18 protein-coding genes and 1 pseudogene are annotated in these 18685 nt (G+C 62.5%); 6 read left to right on the top strand and 13 right to left on the bottom strand.

Annotated features, from left to right (window positions below):
• Position 1 precedes the first annotated feature (1 nt).
• Positions 2-709 carry a ribonuclease activity regulator RraA gene (locus tag H1343_RS16030; protein ID WP_185983824.1) on the top strand — a complete coding sequence of 236 codons (708 nt, stop codon included), beginning with the start codon at positions 2-4 and terminating at the stop codon, positions 707-709.
• Between the two features lie 65 nt (positions 710-774).
• Here the strand turns inward: H1343_RS16030 and lhgO are convergent, their stop codons facing one another.
• The 7 genes from lhgO to H1343_RS15995 form a co-directional block, all read right to left on the bottom strand.
• Entirely contained in the window at positions 775-1977 is a 1203-nt protein-coding gene (gene lhgO, locus H1343_RS16025) for an L-2-hydroxyglutarate oxidase (protein ID WP_185983823.1), read from the bottom strand.
• Between the two features lie 32 nt (positions 1978-2009).
• The gene (locus H1343_RS16020; protein ID WP_185983822.1) at positions 2010-3518 is read right to left on the bottom strand and encodes a tripartite tricarboxylate transporter permease; all 1509 of its coding nucleotides are present in this window, start codon (positions 3516-3518) and stop codon (positions 2010-2012) included.
• Between the two features lie 105 nt (positions 3519-3623).
• Positions 3624-4091 (bottom strand): tripartite tricarboxylate transporter TctB family protein, encoded by a 468-nt coding sequence (locus H1343_RS16015; protein ID WP_185983821.1) that lies wholly within the window; start codon positions 4089-4091, stop codon positions 3624-3626.
• A 63-nt stretch (positions 4092-4154) separates the two neighbouring features.
• Positions 4155-5126, bottom strand: coding sequence for a Bug family tripartite tricarboxylate transporter substrate binding protein (locus H1343_RS16010; protein ID WP_185983820.1), 972 nt, complete (start codon positions 5124-5126; stop codon positions 4155-4157).
• A gap of 72 nt (positions 5127-5198) precedes the next feature.
• Complete coding sequence (locus H1343_RS16005) at positions 5199-6380, bottom strand: mandelate racemase/muconate lactonizing enzyme family protein (protein WP_185983819.1); 1182 nt, start codon at positions 6378-6380, stop codon at positions 5199-5201.
• 24 nt (positions 6381-6404) lie between these two features.
• On the bottom strand, positions 6405-7133 hold the full coding sequence (locus H1343_RS16000) for a GntR family transcriptional regulator (protein ID WP_185983818.1): 729 nt from the start codon (positions 7131-7133) through the stop codon (positions 6405-6407).
• Positions 7130-8254 (bottom strand): Ldh family oxidoreductase, encoded by a 1125-nt coding sequence (locus H1343_RS15995; protein ID WP_246333161.1) that lies wholly within the window; start codon positions 8252-8254, stop codon positions 7130-7132. The genes H1343_RS16000 and H1343_RS15995 overlap by 4 nt, the downstream gene beginning before the upstream one ends.
• A gap of 455 nt (positions 8255-8709) precedes the next feature.
• On the opposite strand from H1343_RS15995, the gene H1343_RS15990 reads away from it, so the two are divergent.
• Entirely contained in the window at positions 8710-9591 is an 882-nt protein-coding gene (locus tag H1343_RS15990; RefSeq protein WP_185983817.1) for a class I SAM-dependent methyltransferase, read from the top strand.
• Positions 9592-9640: 49 nt separating this feature from the next.
• Positions 9641-10069 (top strand): annotated as a pseudogene (locus tag H1343_RS17220) (transposase family protein); the annotation flags it as partial.
• Between the two features lie 92 nt (positions 10070-10161).
• Here the strand turns inward: H1343_RS17220 and H1343_RS15985 are convergent.
• The 6 genes from H1343_RS15985 to H1343_RS15960 all read right to left on the bottom strand — a co-directional run bounded on the left by H1343_RS15985 (position 10162) and on the right by H1343_RS15960 (position 14851).
• Positions 10162-10608: a DUF2383 domain-containing protein gene (locus H1343_RS15985; RefSeq protein ID WP_185983816.1), complete on the bottom strand. Its 447-nt coding sequence runs from the start codon at positions 10606-10608 to the stop codon at positions 10162-10164.
• Between the two features lie 87 nt (positions 10609-10695).
• The gene (locus tag H1343_RS15980) at positions 10696-10950 is read right to left on the bottom strand and encodes a hypothetical protein (RefSeq protein ID WP_185983815.1); all 255 of its coding nucleotides are present in this window, start codon (positions 10948-10950) and stop codon (positions 10696-10698) included.
• A 60-nt stretch (positions 10951-11010) separates the two neighbouring features.
• Positions 11011-11937, bottom strand: a complete 927-nt coding sequence (locus H1343_RS15975; protein WP_185985716.1) for a manganese catalase family protein — start codon at positions 11935-11937, stop codon at positions 11011-11013.
• A gap of 128 nt (positions 11938-12065) precedes the next feature.
• Positions 12066-12326, bottom strand: coding sequence for a hypothetical protein (locus H1343_RS15970; protein WP_210270050.1), 261 nt, complete (start codon positions 12324-12326; stop codon positions 12066-12068).
• Between the two features lie 91 nt (positions 12327-12417).
• Complete coding sequence (locus H1343_RS15965) at positions 12418-13590, bottom strand: zinc-dependent alcohol dehydrogenase (RefSeq protein WP_185983813.1); 1173 nt, start codon at positions 13588-13590, stop codon at positions 12418-12420.
• A gap of 124 nt (positions 13591-13714) precedes the next feature.
• Positions 13715-14851, bottom strand: coding sequence for a YihY/virulence factor BrkB family protein (locus H1343_RS15960; protein ID WP_185983812.1), 1137 nt, complete (start codon positions 14849-14851; stop codon positions 13715-13717).
• 411 nt (positions 14852-15262) lie between these two features.
• Here H1343_RS15960 and H1343_RS15955 point away from each other — a divergent pair, with 411 nt between their 5' ends.
• The 3 genes from H1343_RS15955 to H1343_RS15945 all read left to right on the top strand — a co-directional run bounded on the left by H1343_RS15955 (position 15263) and on the right by H1343_RS15945 (position 18595).
• Positions 15263-15928 (top strand): PRC-barrel domain-containing protein, encoded by a 666-nt coding sequence (locus tag H1343_RS15955; RefSeq protein ID WP_185983811.1) that lies wholly within the window; start codon positions 15263-15265, stop codon positions 15926-15928.
• A 442-nt stretch (positions 15929-16370) separates the two neighbouring features.
• Complete coding sequence (locus H1343_RS15950) at positions 16371-18209, top strand: HWE histidine kinase domain-containing protein (RefSeq protein ID WP_185983810.1); 1839 nt, start codon at positions 16371-16373, stop codon at positions 18207-18209.
• A 5-nt stretch (positions 18210-18214) separates the two neighbouring features.
• The gene (locus H1343_RS15945; RefSeq protein ID WP_246333160.1) at positions 18215-18595 is read left to right on the top strand and encodes a response regulator; all 381 of its coding nucleotides are present in this window, start codon (positions 18215-18217) and stop codon (positions 18593-18595) included.
• The last annotated feature ends 90 nt before the right edge of the window (positions 18596-18685 follow it).

Raw genomic sequence — 18685 nt, 5'->3', positions numbered from 1 at the left:
CATGCCCCTCGATTCCAAGGCCGCTGAAACGCTGAAGGGCGTTTCGACCGCCACGCTGACCACGGTGCTGCTGAAGAAGGGCCTTCGCAACGTGTGGATGCGTGGCACCAAGCCGCTGAAGCCCGGTCAAGGCCGGGTCGTCGGCCCGGCCTTCACGCTGCGATTTGTGCCAGCACGGGAGGATCTGGCGACGCCCGCCAGCTGGGCCTCGCCGATCTCGACGCGAGCCGCGATCGAGGCGATGCCCGAAGGCGTCGTGGCCGTGGCCGACGCGATGGGCGTTCTCGATGCCGGCATCTTCGGCGATATTCTCTGCTCGAGGATGAAGAAGCGTGGTGTAGCTGGGCTCGTCACCGACGGTGTGATGCGCGACGCAGAAGGCGTTCTCGCCTCGAACCTCTCCGTGTGGTGCGACGGCATTGCAGCCCCGCCCTCCGTCGCTGGGCTGACCTTCGTCGGTTGGCAGGAGCCGATCGCCTGCGGCGGTGTCGCCGTGTTCCCCGACGACGTTGTGGTCGTGGACGATGACGGTGCCGTCCTCATTCCGGCCGCCTATCTCGACCAAGTTCTCGCAGAAGCGCCGGAACAGGAGCGCATGGAGGCTTGGATCATGACTGAGGTGGACCGCGGCATTCCACTTCCGGGCCTCTATCCAATGAACGAGGAGACGAAGGCACGTTACGAAGCGTGGAAGGCTGCCCCCGTCTGACCAGCGCGTGAGGCAGCGGAATGAAAGGAGCGCCGGACCGGCGCTTCTTTTCCGCGCGCGCACTTTCAGCGCGCCGTGAGCCTGTCGACGATCATCGAGGCGATCGGCATGGCCGAAGTGGCGGCAGGGGAAGGGGCGTTGCACACGTGCAGCATACGCTCGCTTTCCAGGAACAAGAAATCGTGGACGAGCGTGCCGTCCGCTAGAATTGCCTGGGCACGGATGCCTGCTCCAGGCGTGCCGAGATCGTTGATAGTCAGGCTCGGGCAGTATTTGCGGCACTGTTCCAGGTAGCGCCGACGCGATGCGGAATTGACGAACTCGGCGGCACCGGAGCGCCAGTTCTTGCGTGCCATGGACCAGAAGCCCTTGAAACCGGCCATTGCCGCGACGTCGCCGGGCCTGACGCTGCCCTTGGCGTAGCCCTCTCGCGCAAAGCCGAGCACTGCGTTCGGGCCGACCGTGACGCGGCCGTCGATCATCCGTGTCAGATGAATGCCGAGGAACGGTAGGTCGGGATCGGGAACCGGGTAGATCAGGTGCTTCACGATGCCTGACTTCTCGGGCGGTAGCGTGTAGTATTCGCCGCGGAACGGCACGATCTGATGCGTCACGTCGAGCCCCGCAAGCCGCGCGATGCGATCGGATTGGAGCCCGGCACACGCGATCAGGCGGCCTGCCGTGAAGCCGTCAGCCTCGTCGACGCCGACAACGACTCGCGTCTCCTCCTCACGGATCGCGGTGGCGCGTGTTCGCAGGAGAAGCGCCGCGCCGCGCTCTCGCAGGCGTTCGGCCATGGCGAGACAGATACGGCGATAGTCGACGATGCCGGTGGCGCGGATGAGCAAAGCGCCGACGCCGGCGATGTTGGGCTCAATCTCGCGCAGCCGCGAAGCCGAGACCGGTTCATGGTCGATGTCGTTGTCGGTCGCGCGCGTCTCTAGCGCCGCCATGCGCTCCAGCTCTTTCCGATTTGTGGCGACGAGCAGCTTGCCGCAGGTCTCGAAGGGGATAGCGTTTTCGCCGCAGAAGCGTTTCGTCGCCTCGGCGCCGTCGCGACACAAACGGGCCTTCAGCGAACCCGGCTGGTAGTAAATGCCGGCGTGGATCACGCCGCTGTTATGGCCAGTCTGGTGAAGGCCGAAATCAGCTTCCTTCTCCAGCAGCACGACACGCGCGGCGGGCTCGCGCTCTGTCAGTTCGAGCGCCGACGCGAGGCCGACAATGCCGCCGCCAATCACGCAGTAGTCGTAGTGCCGTTCGGACATCGCATGCCTTTCGTTCGTTTCGCGGCGGACGATCAGACGTCGTCGTCGTCGCTGGCGATCTTCTTTCGGTTCGCCAGCCGCAAGGCGAGGGGGAGCAGCAGGACCGCGATTGTCATCAGGAAGAGGACGAGGGCGATGGGCCGCTCCACGAATACAGTCAGATCCCCCTGCGACTGGATCATCGTGCGCCGGATGTTGCGCTCGAGCATTGGGCCGAGGATGAGGCCGAGAACAAGCGGGACGGGGGGATAGTCGAGCTTGAGGAGGACGAGCCCGACCACGCCGGCGGCCAGCGCCACGACGAGGCCGGTCATCGAGTAGTCGATCGCATAGACGCCGAAGACGATGATGGTGAAGACGATCGGATAGAGGATCGCGGTCGAGACGAAGAGCACGGCCGCGAGAGCCGGCGTCAGAAGCAGCGTCAAGAAGACCAGCATCAGATTGCCGATCCAGAAACTGCCGAAGACGGCCCAGATGAAGTCGCCATTGTTGACGAAGAGCAGGGGCCCCGGCTGGAGGCCGAGCATCAATAGCCCGCCCATCATCACCGCCGTCGTCGCCGAGCCGGGAATGCCGAGGGTGAAGAGCGGGATCATCGATGCGTAGGAGGCACTGTTGTTCGCGGCCTCCGGCGCCGCAACGCCTTGCACGATGCCTGTGCCGAAGAGTTCCGGCCTCTTGGAGAAGCGCTTGGCGAGCGCGTAGGACATCATCGTCGCGGCCGTTGCCCCGATGCCCGGCAGAACGCCCACGAGAAAGCCGGTTCCCGACCCCTGAAGCAGTTCCCAGCGCGACTTAACTGCATCCGAAAAGCGCGGCAGCAGGCTCGAGAACTTGAACGATTGGAGTTCCCGGTCGACATTCACGTTCAGGCTCATGAACATCGCCGTCAGGCCGAAAAGGCCGACGGCGACGACCGAAAATTCCAGCCCGTCGAACAGATCCATCGAGCCGAAGGTGAAACGCACCGGCCCAGCGATGGGGTCGAGGCCGACCGTGCCGAGCCAGAAGCCGAGGGCCAGAGCAACGAAGCCCTTGATCGCGTTTCGCCCGCCTAGGACGCTCACCAATGAGAGCGAGAACGCCATGATGGCGGTCATCTCGGTCGGCCCGATCGCAAGGGCCATGCTCGCGATGGGGGCCGACAGGTAGACCAGCGCGACGAGACCGAGGAGGCCGCCGAAGAAGGAGGCGAAGACACTCATGCCGAGCGCCCGCCCGGCCTGCCCCTTCTTGGCCATCGGGTATCCGTCCACGATGGTCATCACCGAGGGCGGATCGCCCGGAATCCCCAGAAGGATGGAAGTGATCGCGCCGCCGAACATCGAGCCGTAGTAGACGCCTGCGAGGCAGGCGAGCGCCGGAACGCCTCCGAGGCCGACCGCGACCGGCAGCATAATGGCGACGCCGGCTGACGGGCCGAGGCCAGGCAGGGCTCCAATCAGCAGGCCGATCACTACGCCGAACAACGTCGCCAGAAGGGTCGTCGGGGCAGCGGCCGCCGCAATGCCGTCGGCCATGAGCCAGAAGGTGTCCATCGATCTTTCTCCTCCCAAGAGCGAATGGGCCGCGTTTTCGCATGTCGCCGGGCTTCCCTGCCCAACGGACGCGCGCGACTACAGGCGGCCTTCGACCTCGCCGGATCAGAGGCCGAAGGGGCCGGTCGGCAGGGGGATGTTCAGCCAGTTGCCGAAGGCGACCCGACAGAACAGCGGTACGAAGACGCTGCACGCGACGATGCGTGACAAGTAGGCGGGTTCGGCGGAAGGCCTGATGATGAGGGCGATCGCCAGCATCAATCCGATCGAGGCGACGGTGATGCCGACATAGGGGGTTGCGACGATCAGAAGGACGAGGGCCACGGTTACGCCCGCTATCTTGGCCAAATCTCTGGATTCGATCCCCTTCGTCAATTGCTCGGCCCCCAAAAGGCTGCGCAGTAGGTTGACGACGCTGAGCATCGCGATAGCGATGCCGAGGATCACCGGGAAGAACCCTGCGCCGGGCGCCGTGCCCGCCATGTAGCCGTAGCCGATCCCGGACCACACGACGTAGCAGCCCAGAAGGATCAGGAGGACCGCGAAAATCTGGTCTGCGCGGTTCGTCGTCATGGCCTTTCCTCCGCGATGCGTTTCCTGACGAGAGGCATCCGGGCCGAAGCCCGGACGCGCGAGCTAGAGGAGGCCGAGATCGCGCATGATCGTCTCGTAGCGCTGGTTGGTCTGCTCGATGAGCGGGCCGAACTCCTCGGCCGGCAGGAAGGCCGCCTCATCGTTATAGCGCTCGATGTACTGCTCACGCCACGCATCGCTTTCGGCGACCTGCCGAAGAACGCCATTCCAGTAGGCCACGACTTCCTGCTCAACATCGCCGGGCATCACCAGCCCACGCAGTTGGACGTGCTCGATCTCATAGCCGAGTTCCCTAAAGGACGGCGTGTCGGGGAGAGCAGCGATGCGCTCGGCAGCAGAGACGGCGAGCGGCCGCATAGCTCCGGCATCCACCTGCGCCATGACTTCGCTCGGGTTCATGAAGACGAAATCGACATGACCGCCAAGGACCGCCGCCAGCGCCTCTCCCTCTCCGTCGAAGGGCACGGCATCGATCTGCACGTCGAGCTCGTTCGACACCATCCTCGCCAGAAGAGCTGCATCCGACACGACGCCGACGGTGGATGTGGTCAAGCGCTCCGCACCAGACATGTCTTCCAGTGTCTGATAGGGCGAATCGGAGCGAACCGCGAGGACGTAGGGCGAATAGGCGATCGCCGCGAGCGGGGTGAAATCCTCGTAGTTCACCGGTGAGGCGCCGAGGAGCGGCGTTGTGAAGAAGCTGACGCTGACGGTCGCGATCACGTAGGGGTTGCCGCTCTGCTGTGCGACGGTGCCGTAGCCGATCGCGCCGCTGCCACCCGGCCGGTTCTCCGGCAGGATGGAGACAGGCAGGAGATCGAGTTCGGAGATCACGTTGGCGATGGTGCGCGCGAGCGTGTCGCTGCCGCCGCCGACCCCGAAGGGGATGATCATCTGGATGTCCCGCTGAGGATAGTCCTGCGCGGCGACGGGGCCGGCCAAGAGGGCGCCCGACAGCGCGAGCGTGCCGAGGCCGGCGATGCGGCCCATGCGCATGCGATCGAAAATGCTCATAGTGGTCTCCTCCCTGTTGATGATCTTGGCTGTGTTGCGTGCGCCCCGCCCTCCCGAACGGGGCGCACCAGGTCATCCCGCCGCTTGGCGTTTGCCCTCGATCGTCTCGCGCAGCAGATAGCCGTGCGCGTCGCGGCCCTCGAAACGGGACTTCGACGGATCGGTGATCCGCCCGTCCTTCAGGGCGTCGTAGTTCGGGGTGAAGCCGAGGCCGGGCGCGTCGGGGATCGTCATCTTGCCGTTCACCGGATCGGGCGTTCCGTCGAAGAAGTGCTTGCCGGTCATCCACATTCCGTAATGGAATTCCACTGGACCACCGTTCATGACGCCGGCGAGAATATGCATGTTGAAGATCGGCCAACCCCCGCCATTGGCCATCGGCAGGTTGAAGGCTTGAGCGAGATAGGCCGCTTTGAGAGCTTCCGTATAGCCGCCGTTGTAGAGGACATTCGGCTGTAGCACGTCGACCGCGTGATGGACGACAAGCTCGCGGAAACGCCAGCGATTGCCCTCCATCTGGCCTGCGGCGATCGGGACCTGGACGCGTGAACGCAGATCGGCGAGGGCGCGCGCGTCGTTCTGCTGGATCGGCTCCTCGAACCACTTCAGATTCAGTTCCTCGACCCCCTTCGCGAGCATGAAGGCGTCGTGCGGATTGAACCAGCAATTGGCGTCGATCATCAGGTCGACGTCGGGGCCGATGGCGTCACGAGCGGCGCGCACGCGCCGTACGTCGTCCTTCCAAGTGCGGGTCGGTTCGCCACCCACCACCATCTTCAGCATAGTGTGACCGTCGGCCAGGAACTTCTTGGCGTACTCGGCGATCTGATCCTCGTCGAAGAACGGATAGCCGAAGGTCGCGTAGGTATAGGCCTCGCGGCTATAACCCCCGAGAAGTTCGGAGATCGACCGGTTCTCGGCCTTGCCGCGAATGTCCCACAAGGCGATGTCGATGGCCGAGAGGGCATTGGAGATGACGCCGGTGTAAGCGCGATTGTTGAGCTGTTTCCAGACCTTGGAGTGGATCGCCTCGGTGTGGACTGGGTCCATCCCCTTGATCAGCGGGAAGATGTGGTTCTCGATGCACGGGATGGTCGACCAGGGCAGGAACTGCCCGGTACACCCCATGCCCTTCAGTCCATCATCCGTCTCGACCTCAACGAAGACGAACATTCGGGACTCGATCGACTCCCCGATGCCGGGAAGGTCGATCTCGTGCCTGTGCAGGGTCGCTTTGATGTTCGCGATCTTCAATGGTCCACTCCCTCTTCTTTGGCTTTAACTGGTTTGCCCGGTTGCCGTCTTGGCGGCCTTCCAGCGTCGCTTGCCGTGCAGCACGTGCTCCTCGCCAAGGCGCTTGGCCTTGCCCACGTCACGCTCGCGGAACGCTTCAACGAGCTCCGCATGCTCGCTGTTGGTCGTGCCCGGCGCGAAGAGCGAGCGCCGCAGCGCGTGGGTGGCACGGATGAGATCGTCGTAGAGGCGCAGTGCGCTACCATGGTCGGCGATCTCGCCGATGCGTCGATGGAAGGTCAGATTGATTTCGTAGTAGCGCGGCACATCCGTGCTGCGGACCGCCTCGTCCATGCCCCGCACGAGGGCGGCCAGTTCCTCGACTTCCGCATCCGACCGCCGCTCGGCGACGCGTTCGCACATCAGTCCGGTAACAAGGGCGCGGATGTCGTAGTTCTCCGCGATTTCCGTGTCGGACATCTCGCGCACGAAGACCCCGCGCGCTGGAATGGAGGTCAGCAGCCCCATCTGGACCAACGCGCGCGTTGCCTCGCGTACCGGCGCGCGGCTGACCGCGAGCTTCTCGGCAAGGGCATACTCGTTCACGCGCTCGCCCGGCAGAAGCTCGCCCGACAAGATCAGCCGCTCGATCTCGCGCAACACCTTAGACGACAGCCCTTCGGCTCGTGCGATCGGGCGGGCGCCCCCGCGAGCCCCGGCTCCGAATGGTTTCCACTCCTCAGTCGGCAGGATATTGTCGACAATTTTTGTCATGAGTACATCTCGGTTGGGGCTTCCTTCCGTTCACCATGATCTGAGTCCACGGTCGCCTGCAAAAGCCAGGGAGCGCCGCTTTCTTCGGCGATACGCCGTAAGCGCTCGAACAATCCATGCCCCATCGGGATGCCCTCCCGCTCGCGCTTTATGCGGTGCTCCCGCTCCGGATCTCCGGCGACTTTCACGGGTGTCGACGGGTTCACCGGCATCGTCGCGCGAAGGTCGTCGCAAAGCCGCGCGACGTCGGTGCGGAAGTCCGAGACCTCCCGGAAAAGGCCCGGATCGAAGGCCATGAAGAAATGACCGACATCGAGGCCCTTCGGCTGGCGCGAGTGCATCGGATCGGTAATCAGCGTCGAGCCGGACAGGCAGGAGGCGAGGATGTTGACCATCACCGCGAGGCCGTATCCCTTGTGGCCGCCACTGTCCGCCGTCCCGCCGAGCGGCGACAGAAAGCCCCCGTTCATCACCTGCGCGGGGTCGGTGGTCGGCCGTCCTGAAGGATCGAAACCCCAACCATGCGGCATCTCCTGCCCCTCGACGATCTTGTTGCGCACCTTGCCCGAGGCGACGGTGGTCGTCGCCATGTCAAGGAGGAAGGGCTTCCCATCGGCGCCCGGCGCGGCGAACGACCAGGGGTCGGTTCCGAAACGGGCCTGCGAGCCGCCAGTTGGAGGAACGCGGATGCCGAAGACGCTGGTCGCGGCGATGCCGACGAGGTTCGCCTCGGCCGCCATTGATGTGAAATAGCCTAGCGCTCCGAAATGTCCCGAGTTGCGAACCGAGACGAGGCCCACCCCGCTCCCGCGGGCCTTTGCGACGGCCAGTTCCATCGCCTTCGTTGCGGTGACGTGCCCGAGACCACCGTCGCCGTCCATCAGCGCACTGACGGGCGTCTCGCGGACGACGAAGGGTACGTTGGCAAAATTGATAGGCCGGTTAGAACGGCGTTCGTTGTATTCCACAATCATCGCGATGCCGTGGCTTTCGACACCATGAAGATCTGCCCATGTCAGGACACGCGAGGTCTGCTCGGCGTTCTCGAACGGCATGCCCCACGCCTGAAAGATGGCCGATGCCTGAGAGCGATGCGTCTCCTGATCGTGCCTCACCGTCATCGCGAGCCTCCCGCCTCAGTCAAACGATCTGACGCGCCTGCGTCGCGTCCTTTAACGTCAGCAGCCCATCACATAAAAACAGTACGGAAAAGATGCTTTTTCTTGCTGTCAGACATTAGAAGAAATTTTGTTGGCAATGGAAATCGTAGGCTTCGTCCCTACCGTAGCGACGAGCCGAACCGTCTCGACCAAGCCGCCTGTGCGTCGATCACTTCGTCCACCGTCATACTAGGGTATGGGCTCGCAGAGCTGGTACTTGTTCGGCCGAAGATGGCGTTATAGCCCGCCAGGCCTTGAGTCTCGACCTCCGTGGTGCGTGCGTAGTCGAGCAGCTGCGCCGCTGCGGGCGGAATTCCGATGATGCGGACAGGAAAAAACTCGATCGAGGCAAGCGGGTGGTTGCGCTGCGGGAGTGAGGGATTACGGTTCCCCAGGCATGCAGGAGAACCAAAGTCGTGAGCAGCCCTTTCGAGCACTACAACGCCGCATTTGATCCCATCGCCTTGATCCAGAAATACGAGAAACAGGATCGAGTGGCAGCGGGTGGTCTGCTCACCAATTTTCTCGGTGTCCGCATAGATCCTGCAGCGTTCGGCGGGCTTCTCGCTGGGCACGAAGGATCGGTCGAACCGCTGCCGATCCCGGCCAACTGGCACGCGGATATTGCAGAATGGGGCGCGGCTTTGCGCGCAGTGGACCATGCCAAGGGCTTGTTCCGTATGGTTGAATTGGGCTGCGGATGGGGGTGCTGGCTCAACAACGCCGGCGCGGCGGCGCGATCACGCGGCCTTGAGATTGATCTGATCGGCATCGAGGGCGACGACGTTCATATATCTTCGGCGGTAGCCACGCTGAAATTGAATGGATTCTCGCCGTCTGAATTCCGTATCATTCACGGTGTAGCAGCTCCGAGTTCCGGGAAAGCGCTTTTCCCGCGGTCTGCAAATCCAGGTGGTTCATGGGGCAGCGCTCCGATCTTCAACGCATCTGATGAACAGCTCGCTGAAGCTGATCGATTGGGCGACTATTATATTCTCGAGTCATTCCCGCTGAGGGAGATTGTGGGAGATCTTCCAATCGATCTCCTTCATATAGACATCCAGGGCGGCGAAGCGGACTTCATCAAGAGCAATTTCGACGATATCAAGCGGTATGTCCGACGTGTTTTGATCGGAACCCACTCTCGGGTGATCGAAGGTGATCTGCTCGAGTACATGATCCGGTCGGGATGGTTGCTTGAAATAGAGCGGCCTGCAATCTTCGACATATCTGACGGCGTGCCAGTAATTCGCGTTGATGGGGTCCAGCTCTATGCAAACCCTGCGCTGGTTGTTTAGTCCCGGGGGATGACGGCCTATCGTTGTCACCGTCGGGGAGGGATGCGCTATAGGCCAGGTTTCTCATGAGGAGCGCCAAAACCACGCCGTGCGAGCGGAGCCAAAGCGATCTCAGGCTTCGTCCGCGGAACTCGCCCGGCCGTTCGGCCTCAATGAGAGGACGGTCAAGACATGGCGATCACAGGCGGTGGTCGAGAACGAGCCGATGGGCTGCACGAGCGACGTAGCCAGTCCTTTCAGCGGTTGAGGAGGCCACGATCGTGAGGCTGCAGGTCCAGCCCGCCCACCGCGGATGACGTTTTCATCACCTTGAGAGACGTCATTCCCATCTGACGCGGTTATCACTGCATCGCTGCTGCAACGCCATGGCATCGCCCGTCTGCCGAAGATCGACCGCGAGAAGCCCAAACGGTTCAAAACCTACGAGATCGGTTATTCTCACATAGACATCGCTGGTTTGCGCTGCGAGGGCGGCAAGCCGATTTGCTGAACCGACGGTGATCGCCCGCGCGCAAACTAAAACGCTGGATAAGGGAAAAGGGCCCCGCGGCCCTTTTCCCAGCTTGCGGCCTACGCGCTGGCTGCCGCGTCCATCCAGTCCTTGTGCCGGCTCTCATCGGCGAACGCCTTTTGGAAGAAAGCCCGGGCATCAGGCGTCGCGACCTCGTTCTTCGAAGCGTGGTCGTAGGCCATTTTGGTCTCGATCTCGTTGGTCGACATCGCCTTCAGGATGGTCTTGTCACCAATGATCGAAGCCAACGCCACCTTGCCGGTGGTGAGATACTGCTTGGCGTCACCTTCTTGAGGCACCTGCGTACCGATGGTGCCGGCAAGCCGCGTCAGCTCACCGACATGGCTTTCGTGATCGGCTTTGAACTCCGCGATCTTCGCCTTCGAGGCTGAATCGTCCAGCTTTTCGATCGTCTTTTCGTAGGCGGCGATTGCATCGTGCTCCAGAACCAGCAGGTTCTGTACCAGCTTCTCGAACGTTGTTTCAGTTCCGACTGTGGTAACCATTGAATTCTCCTGCGTCATAGCGCGAAGTTAAGTTCGCTTTCCGGCGGGGCGTTCCCGTGCATGTTGGTGGATCCGGCACGAGACGTGTCAAATACGGTGAGAGCGATCCAGATGCTCCTGCCCTTGAGCTATGGCCTCGCGTTCGGCCTCGTGCTTTTCCCGTAGCGTCCGGAACCGTGGATCGCTCGTCGATACTCCTTCGGCCTCGTCCCTGCGTGTGAAGGCCAACAGTTCGTCGCTTTCCGCGGGGTCCAGTCCGACAAAAATCTCGCTGCCGTTTTCGTCGATTGTGATCGCTCGCATCGCGCGCAACGTTTCGCGCTCTTCGTCCGTGAGATTCATCTGCGCAACTCCTCGAGTAGGGCCACGGGATGTCGATGGACGTCCCATGGCCCGTTTCGGTCAGCGAGCTGCCTTGGTCAGCTTCTCGGCGATCTCGAACATCTCCTCTGGAGCGTAGTCCGGGGTAAAAGCCGAGGGCACACCAGTCAGTTGGTGGATCTTGCCGCCGTCCGGCATGCCTTCGACCACCTCGAGTTCGCCCGGAGGATCGTCCGGCAGCGCCACCTCGCCATTGCCCCAGATGCCCGACATCTCCTTGTAGTCGTTCGGGCTCCAGGTGTAGAGGCGCCGATGCGAGCCCTCGTCCAGATACTTCTGGCATTCGGGGATGTTGCCGAGCGGGATGTTCGGCGTCGGCAGGAAATCTTTGATCTTGACGCCGGTGATCTTCTCCAGCGCCAACGCGTAGGCATGCGCGTGGACGGAGCCGCGCACCAGGAGGTAGCCGCAGACTTCACGGCTGGTCGGGTCCGAGACCGTTTCATAGACGCGCAGCTTGTGCAGCCGAGCGCCGCACTCGAGGTGGAAGTTGTGAAGCAGATCCACGACGACGTTGCCGGTCGTCGTGACGTAGCCGTTGTTCCAGGAAATACCGTTGGAATCGACCGGCATGGCGCCGCCGCCGCCGGACAGGAACGAGGCCGCAGATCGGATGTCCTTCATGTCGGCGAACGGCGCACCCGAGATGTCGCCGCCATCGCCGGTGTCGCCTTTTGGCTTGTCGGGACCGTTGGCGACCATGGCAACGCCGTTGGAGACAAGCTCGACATGGCCAAGCTCTTCGGCGGTGATCGAGGCGACGAGGCTGTAGAAGGGCCTCAACTTGTCCTTGGAACGGAAATTGAAGCTCTGGAACATGTAGTTCCCGAGGGTGGACATTTCACCGTATTTTCCGCCGAGCAGCTCCTGCAGAGCAGCGGCAGCGTTTGGGTCGGCTTTCTTCGGCGCAGGCAAATCCGCCTGCAGTTTGTCGACGCGCATGAACATTGGAGTTCTCCCGTGTGAGAGAGAGCAACGGCACGGTCGGGTGGGTGTTCCGATAAATGACGTCGACGACAAAATGCCGCCGGTGATCAAAGGCTGATCGCCGACGGCATTTCGGTAAGCTCGCGCGATCAGCTCTGGTTCACGTCATGCGCATCGAACTCCGAGAAGGCATCTCGGATCGTCGTCGCCGCCTGTTCGTCGGCTATCTCGACAGAAACCTCGATCGGCCCGTTCGACGCAGTGTCCGCGCGGCCTTCGACACTCGGCTCGCCCGCTTCGCGGTCTGCGCCGGCCGATTTGACGCCGGCGCTGTTCTGCGCGCTGACGGGTGCGATGAAGATGTCGGTCCGCTCGATCCCATGCTCCTGCACGAGGCGTTCAACGGTCATCTCTGCGTCGCGTCGTGTTTCGAACTGGGCCTTCAGGGTCGTTCCCATGGTGAACTCCTATCCATCAAGAGCGGCGGACGGCCGCCTGTTGTCAGCCGAGGTTGAAGACGACCTTTGTGCAGCCGTCGCGCTTCTCCTTGAAGGCTTTGTAGAGGTCCGGCCCTTCGGCAAGATCGGCGCTGCGATGGCTGATGAGCGAGGTCATGTCGACCTTGCCCTCCCGGATCAGTTTCGTCAGCGGGTCGAGGTAGCGCTTGACGTGCGTCTGCCCGCTGCGCAGCGTCAGACTCTTCTGCACCACCTGGCCCATGTTGATCGACAGTGGGCCGCCGTAGACGCCAGGGATCGACACGACACCGCCGGGACGCACCGACTGGATCGCCTGGGTGAGCGCGAACTCGCGTTCAGCCGGTGCGACCTTCTTCTTGATGGCCGACAGGACGCCGCCTTGCCCGTGGCCGGCATCGGCTTCCATGCCCACGCACTCGATCACCGCGTCCGCACCTTCGCCCTTGGTAATCTCTTTGATCCGCTCGAAAACGTCTTCCTTGGCGAAATCGATGATGTCTGTCGCGCCGGCGCGCCGGGCGAGTTCGATCCGTTCCGGGACGGTCTCAATGGCGATGATCCGCTCGGCGCCGAGCAGCTTTGCGGACTGGATCGCGAAGAAACCGACCGGTCCGCAACCCCATACCGCGACGGTCTCGCCGCCTTTCAGATCGCACTGCTCGGCGCCCTGATAGCCAGTCGGGAAGATATCGGTGAGGAAGAGGACGTCGTCGTCGCTCATCCCGTCCGGAACCTTGATCGGCGCGAAGTCGGCCATGGGTACGCGAACATACTCGGCCTGGCCGCCGGAATAGCCACCGAGAATATGCGAATAGCCGAAGAGGCCGGCGATCGGGTAGCCGAACATCTCGGCGGCCTTGTCGGCGTTGCGGTTCGAGCGCTGGCAGCAGGAGTAGAGGCCCATCTTGCACATGCGGCATTCACCGCAATTGATGTTGAAGGGGACGACGATGCGATCGCCCTTCTTCAGCGGATGGTCCGGCGAGCCGACCTCGACGACCTCGCCCATGAACTCGTGTCCGAGCACGTCGCCGCTATGCATCTCGGGCATCAGCCCGTCCATCAGATGCAGGTCCGATCCACAGATCGCGCAACTCGTGACCTTGATCACGACGTCGCGCGAATCCTCGATGCGCGGATCGTCGACCGTATCGCAACGGATGTCGTTTGTGCCGTGCCAGCAGAGAGCTTTCATCGTCGGCGTCCTTCTGTTCGCTCACTCGGATCGAGGGTCGTCAAAGGCAGACGTTGCAGCCGCGCGGTCGTTCCATCTCAAATGGTTCGCCGGCTACGCAATCGTGTGACGCTGAAGGCCAGCCTCACGCGACCTCGTCCGCCATTCGCGCGCCCCGTTGGCCGCTTGGTCGCTCCGGCGGGGTCGTGGTGTCCTTGGCGGTCTGGTGTTCCAGTTCGGCGTTCAACTCGGCTCCGAGAAGGATCACCATGGAAGAGATCCAGATCCACGTCATGAAGCCGACGGCCGCTCCGAGCGAGCCATACGTCTCATCGTAGCTTCCGAAGTTTTCCGCGTACCAGGAGAACAGAAGGGAGACGACCAGCCATAGGATGGCTGCGATGGCCGAGCCCCAACTCACCCAGCGCCAACGCGCTTTCTCGCGACTCGGCCCGTACCGGAAGATCACCGAGATGCCGAGCGCCACAACCACGAGGAGCACCGGCCAGCGCAGCAGCAAAAGCCATGGCTCCAGCGTGCCGAGCCGAAGATAGGTCAGGGCGATCGGCAGAACGATGATCGCGCCGATAGCCGCGATCAGGAAAACGATCAGAGCGAGGGTGAAGCCGAGCGTGACCAAGGTCAGACGGACGAAGCTGCGCTTCTCCTCTTCCTCATAGACGATGTTCAAAGCGTCGAAGAACGACTTCATCCCGGCATTGGCACTCCACAGCGCAACACCGAGACCGAACACCAGACCAAAGCCCAGCGTGCTTGCCTCTTGGCTAGCAAGCCGAGCCAACGTCTCGCTGATGATGTCCATTCCGCCGGCGGGAACGACGCCCTCCAGCGTGTCCAGATGCTCGGCAACGGTGGAGGGATCGGCGAAAAGCCCATAGATCGACACGATTGCCGAGAGCGCAGGAAAGATCGCGAGCAGGACGTAGAACGTCAGGCCCGCAGCCACCAGCATCAGGCGATCGTTGTTGAACTCCTCATACGTGCGATAGAGGATTGCCTTCCAGCCTTGCGCAGGAATGTCGCTGGGCTGTTCCGCGCTTCGGCCATTGCCTCCCTCCCTCTTCGTCGCGGAAGTTGCCTCGGTGCTCTTCTCCTTGTGGCCTTCCAGCGCGTCAGCGCGTCGATCGAGCTCGGCCGCCCTTTCACGATTTGCCCGATAGCCGATCACCAGCGCGATACCGCTGCTGGCCGCGGTCATAAGGAGCAGTTGCAGGGCGCTGCCCCAGGTCCCGTTCGAATGCGTTGGCCGCTGACGTCTCATATCGATCCCTGCCGTTCTGATGTGCAGAGAACGATCAAGGGTAGGAGTTGCGTTCCCTATCTGCGCGGTATCTCGTCGGGACGATCCTGCGCATCCAGGCCGACATGTTCGAATATCGGATGCCATGCGCACTATCCAGGATAGGTCTAGATGCCCAACGTCCCATATTTGAACATGTCGCGGGTCAGCGGCCATCCTTGAATGAGAACGACTGGCCGCCCGCTTGCGACGTGAAACTACATGCCGTCCTTGGCTGCGATGTAGGCCCTACTGCCTGTTGAAAACTCTCGCGGCTTACGGTGGCTTGGCATCTGTGACTGTCGCGCGAGCCGCGGTTCGCGTCCCGAATTTTCGGAACATCGGAAGGGCAGCCTCCGTTGACCTTGCGAAACCGGAATCGGGAGACTGAAAATGAAGAATCTTCTTATCGCAACGATGCTTACCTCTGTCGCGATGGCGGGCACCGCCTATGCCCAGACCACAGCGCCGGAGGCTCCGGCGAACGAGCCGGCGATGGAATCCGAGGGCACCACGCCGATGCCCGAGGGCCCTGATGCCGGCTCGATGGGTGGCATGGCGAACGAGGGCGGCTTCATCACCTATCAGGAAGGCAGCCAGATGCTCGGCTCCGGCCTGATGGGCGCTGACGTTCAGGGCGCCGATGGCGAGAGCATCGGAGCGGTCGACGATCTCCTCCTCGACAATCAGGGTCAGGTGCAGGCGATCGTGGTCGGTGTCGGCGGCTTCCTCGGCATCGGGACGAAGGACGTGGCGATCGCCACCGACCAGCTCGAGTTCGTGATGGCCGAGGAAGCTGCGGCGATGGACGACACGGCTGCGGAGACGACGGCCCCGGCTGACGCCGGCGCCGCCCCGGCACCCTCGGGCACGACCACGGAAACCGCGCCCGCGACCGGGACGACGGGCACGATGGGTGGAACGGCCGGGACCGGAACCGGCACGATGGCCGAAAGCGGTGAAGGCTGGGGCTGGGACGGCGCGGGCATCGACCACATCATGGTCAACTATACGCGCGAGCAGCTCGAAGAAGCGCCTGAGTTCGAGTCTGCCGAGTAAGGTCTCCCGTAGACGTCAAGGAAGTATGGAAGGGGGCTCTCGCCCCCTTCCTGTCATATGGAACGTCAGCGTCATATGGGATTTCGTCGCGTGTTGCCGACGAACAGAGGTCAGTCGAAGCTCCCACTCCCCAGGGCGATGGGGGGCAGCTGTGATTCCCCGGATACGACCGTGGAGTTGGTCTGCTGCCGATCGGCGACGTCGGTCGTGGCCGCGTACCTGCGGCTTCCCCGTTGAGGGCAACGCCCGGCGAACGATCGCGCGCAGCGAAGATCGCTGGCCACGACCATGAAACTTCAGTAAATGAAGGCGCCTGATCCATTCCGGAGCGCATCGTCCCGGGGCGTCATCAGCGAGACCGGACTTAGGCTCCATCATGGCTTCCGCCACACTGCTACATGACACGAATTCTCCGTCTGCGCACGAGCTAAGGCTCGCCGCATTGGACACTTACGCCATTCTGGACACGCCGCCGGAGGACGCGTTCGAGGATATCGTTCATCTGGCACGCGAAATCTGTCATACCTCGACTGCGCTCATAAGCCTCGTCGTCGATGATCGGCAGTGGTTCAAGGCGCGTGTCGGATTCGATGCGTGCCAGACACCGATCGAGCAGTCGGTCTGTTCGCATGCGCTGGAGCAGACCGGCCTTCTGATCATCCCGGATCTTACCCTCGATCCGCGAACCCAATTAAACTCGCTGGTCACAGGCGATCCCTTCATCCGGTTCTATGCAGGCGCACGGCTGGAAACCTCGGACGGTGTCGCCATTGGCACCCTCTGCGTCCTGGACAATGTTCCCCGACCCGATGGGCTGACGACCCATCAGGCCGTCACGCTGGAGCGTCTCGCACGTCAGGTCATGACCCAGATGGAGCTGCGCCGCGCAATCCGGGAACGCGACGCTGCGGGAGAAAAATACCGGGCAGCCAATCTTCGTCTCGAGAATGCAGACGAACGTCTTCAGATCGCGCTTGCCGCGTCAGGCGTCGTTGGCCTCTGGGACTGGATTGTCGAGACCGATCTCCTGCATGGGGACGCTCATTTCGCCCGTCTCTACGGTCTCGACCCGGACCTTGCTGCTGCGGGCCTGACCATGGAAGAGTATCAGGAGTTCGTCGTTGCGGATGATCTCGGCCGCCTGCGCGAAAGGATAAGGGACACATTCGAGAATGGCGCGGATTTCCGGGTCGAGTATCGACTTCTTATCCCCGGTCAGGCGTTGCGCTGGGTCGAGTGCAAGGGGCGGATGATCTACACGCGCGATGGCAAGGCGAAGCGCTTCTCCGGATCCGCCATCGACATTACCGCACGCAAGGTCAGCGAGAAGGAGACGCGCCGCCTCGCGCGCATCGTAGAACAGTCCGGGGATTTCATCGGTGTCGCTCGGCTCGACGGGTCCGTGGAGTGGGTCAACGAGACAGGGCGCGATCTGGTGGGCCTGACGGACGCATCCAGTGCCGAGCGCACATCCATTCGAGATTACTTCGATCCGGCGCAGTGGCCGGAAATTGCGGCCACGGTGCTGCCGGCGGTCGATCGTGACGGTCACTGGCGGGGCGAACTCACCTTTCGACACTTCCGCACCGGCGAGTTGATCCCCGTCCTCTACGACATCATCGGTCTGCGCGATGGTGGTGAGGAAGTTGTCGCCTATGCGAACATCTCGCGCGACATGCGCGATGAAAAGGCCGCCGAGGCCCGGCAGCATATCCTGAACGAGGAACTCTCGCATCGTATGAAGAATACGCTGGCGATGGTTCAGGCGGTCGCGACGCAGACGTTGCGCGGTGTGACCGAGAAGGACGCGGTGGAGGCCTTCAAGAAGCGGCTGCATGCGATCGCGTCGGCCCATCACGTCCTGCTGCAGCAGAACTGGTCGGCAGCGCAGTTTCGACAGGTCGTCGATGCTGTGCTTGCAAATTTCGAGATGGGGGATCGCTTCAGCCTCTCGGGCGAGAACATCACGCTCGGCCCTCGTGCCACCCTTTCGCTGTCCCTTCTTCTTCACGAACTTGCGACCAACGCTCTGAAATACGGCGCTTTGTCGAACGAGACCGGCCACGTCGCCCTGGCATGGTCGATCAACACGAACGGAGAGCTGATCCTTCGATGGGAGGAGAGCGGCGGACCCAGCCCGCAGCAGCCCGATCGTCGTGGTTTCGGTTCGCGGTTGATCAGCATGGGATTGACTGGAACAGGCGGCAGCGAGCTCCATTACCCACCGGAAGGGTTCAAGGCGATCTTCTCTGCGCCCTTGGATCAAGTCCAGCAGCATTAGGCGTGATGTCGATGAAGGAAGGTGATCCGAAGCGCCAGGTGGTGCTCGTCGTTGAGGATGAACCCGTCTTGCGGATGGCCGCCGTCGACCTTGTCGAAGACGCCGGGTTCGAGGCCGTCGAGGCGGCCGATGCCATTCAGGCCATCGAGATTCTCGAAGAACGACGCGATGTCGGCATCGTCTTTTCCGATATCGATATGCCGCGCGGGATGGACGGCATGAAGATGGCAGCTCTCATTCGCGATCGTTGGCCGCCGATCCAGATCATCCTGACATCGGGCTATTTCAGCGTCGAGAAAGTCAGAATGCCTTCCCGAAGCGTCTTCTTCCCCAAGCCGTACGAAACGTCGAAGATCGTCGAAGCCCTTCATCGCATGGCTGCCTAGGCGCAGTCTCGAAATGGTGCCGGGCTGTGGCGGGCGACCTTGATTGCGATCGAGGAGGCTTCGCACCCGTCCGTGGACGCCTCGCGGGAG

The organism is Aureimonas mangrovi, from assembly GCF_014058705.1.
In the GTDB taxonomy this organism is placed as follows: domain Bacteria; phylum Pseudomonadota; class Alphaproteobacteria; order Rhizobiales; family Rhizobiaceae; genus Aureimonas; species Aureimonas mangrovi.
The sequence above is the reverse complement of the archived record's forward strand: the minus strand, read 5'-3'. Positions and strand labels throughout refer to the sequence as shown.

Coding starts and splice junctions, on each gene's coding strand:
- H1343_RS15960 (WP_185983812.1), bottom strand. CDS start 14,851: ATGAGACGTCAGCGGCCAACGCATTCGAACGGGACCTGGGGCAGCGCC.
- H1343_RS16000 (WP_185983818.1), bottom strand. CDS start 7,133: ATGACAAAAATTGTCGACAATATCCTGCCGACTGAGGAGTGGAAACCA.
- H1343_RS15995 (WP_246333161.1), bottom strand. CDS start 8,254: ATGACGGTGAGGCACGATCAGGAGACGCATCGCTCTCAGGCATCGGCC.
- H1343_RS15975 (WP_185985716.1), bottom strand. CDS start 11,937: ATGTTCATGCGCGTCGACAAACTGCAGGCGGATTTGCCTGCGCCGAAG.
- H1343_RS16010 (WP_185983820.1), bottom strand. CDS start 5,126: ATGAGCATTTTCGATCGCATGCGCATGGGCCGCATCGCCGGCCTCGGC.
- H1343_RS15980 (WP_185983815.1), bottom strand. CDS start 10,950: ATGAATCTCACGGACGAAGAGCGCGAAACGTTGCGCGCGATGCGAGCG.
- H1343_RS15945 (WP_246333160.1), top strand. CDS start 18,215: ATGTCGATGAAGGAAGGTGATCCGAAGCGCCAGGTGGTGCTCGTCGTT.
- H1343_RS16030 (WP_185983824.1), top strand. CDS start 2: ATGCCCCTCGATTCCAAGGCCGCTGAAACGCTGAAGGGCGTTTCGACC.
- H1343_RS15970 (WP_210270050.1), bottom strand. CDS start 12,326: ATGACCGTTGAACGCCTCGTGCAGGAGCATGGGATCGAGCGGACCGAC.
- H1343_RS15985 (WP_185983816.1), bottom strand. CDS start 10,608: ATGGTTACCACAGTCGGAACTGAAACAACGTTCGAGAAGCTGGTACAG.
- H1343_RS15955 (WP_185983811.1), top strand. CDS start 15,263: ATGAAGAATCTTCTTATCGCAACGATGCTTACCTCTGTCGCGATGGCG.
- H1343_RS16015 (WP_185983821.1), bottom strand. CDS start 4,091: ATGACGACGAACCGCGCAGACCAGATTTTCGCGGTCCTCCTGATCCTT.
- H1343_RS16020 (WP_185983822.1), bottom strand. CDS start 3,518: ATGGACACCTTCTGGCTCATGGCCGACGGCATTGCGGCGGCCGCTGCC.
- H1343_RS15965 (WP_185983813.1), bottom strand. CDS start 13,590: ATGAAAGCTCTCTGCTGGCACGGCACAAACGACATCCGTTGCGATACG.
- lhgO (WP_185983823.1), bottom strand. CDS start 1,977: ATGTCCGAACGGCACTACGACTACTGCGTGATTGGCGGCGGCATTGTC.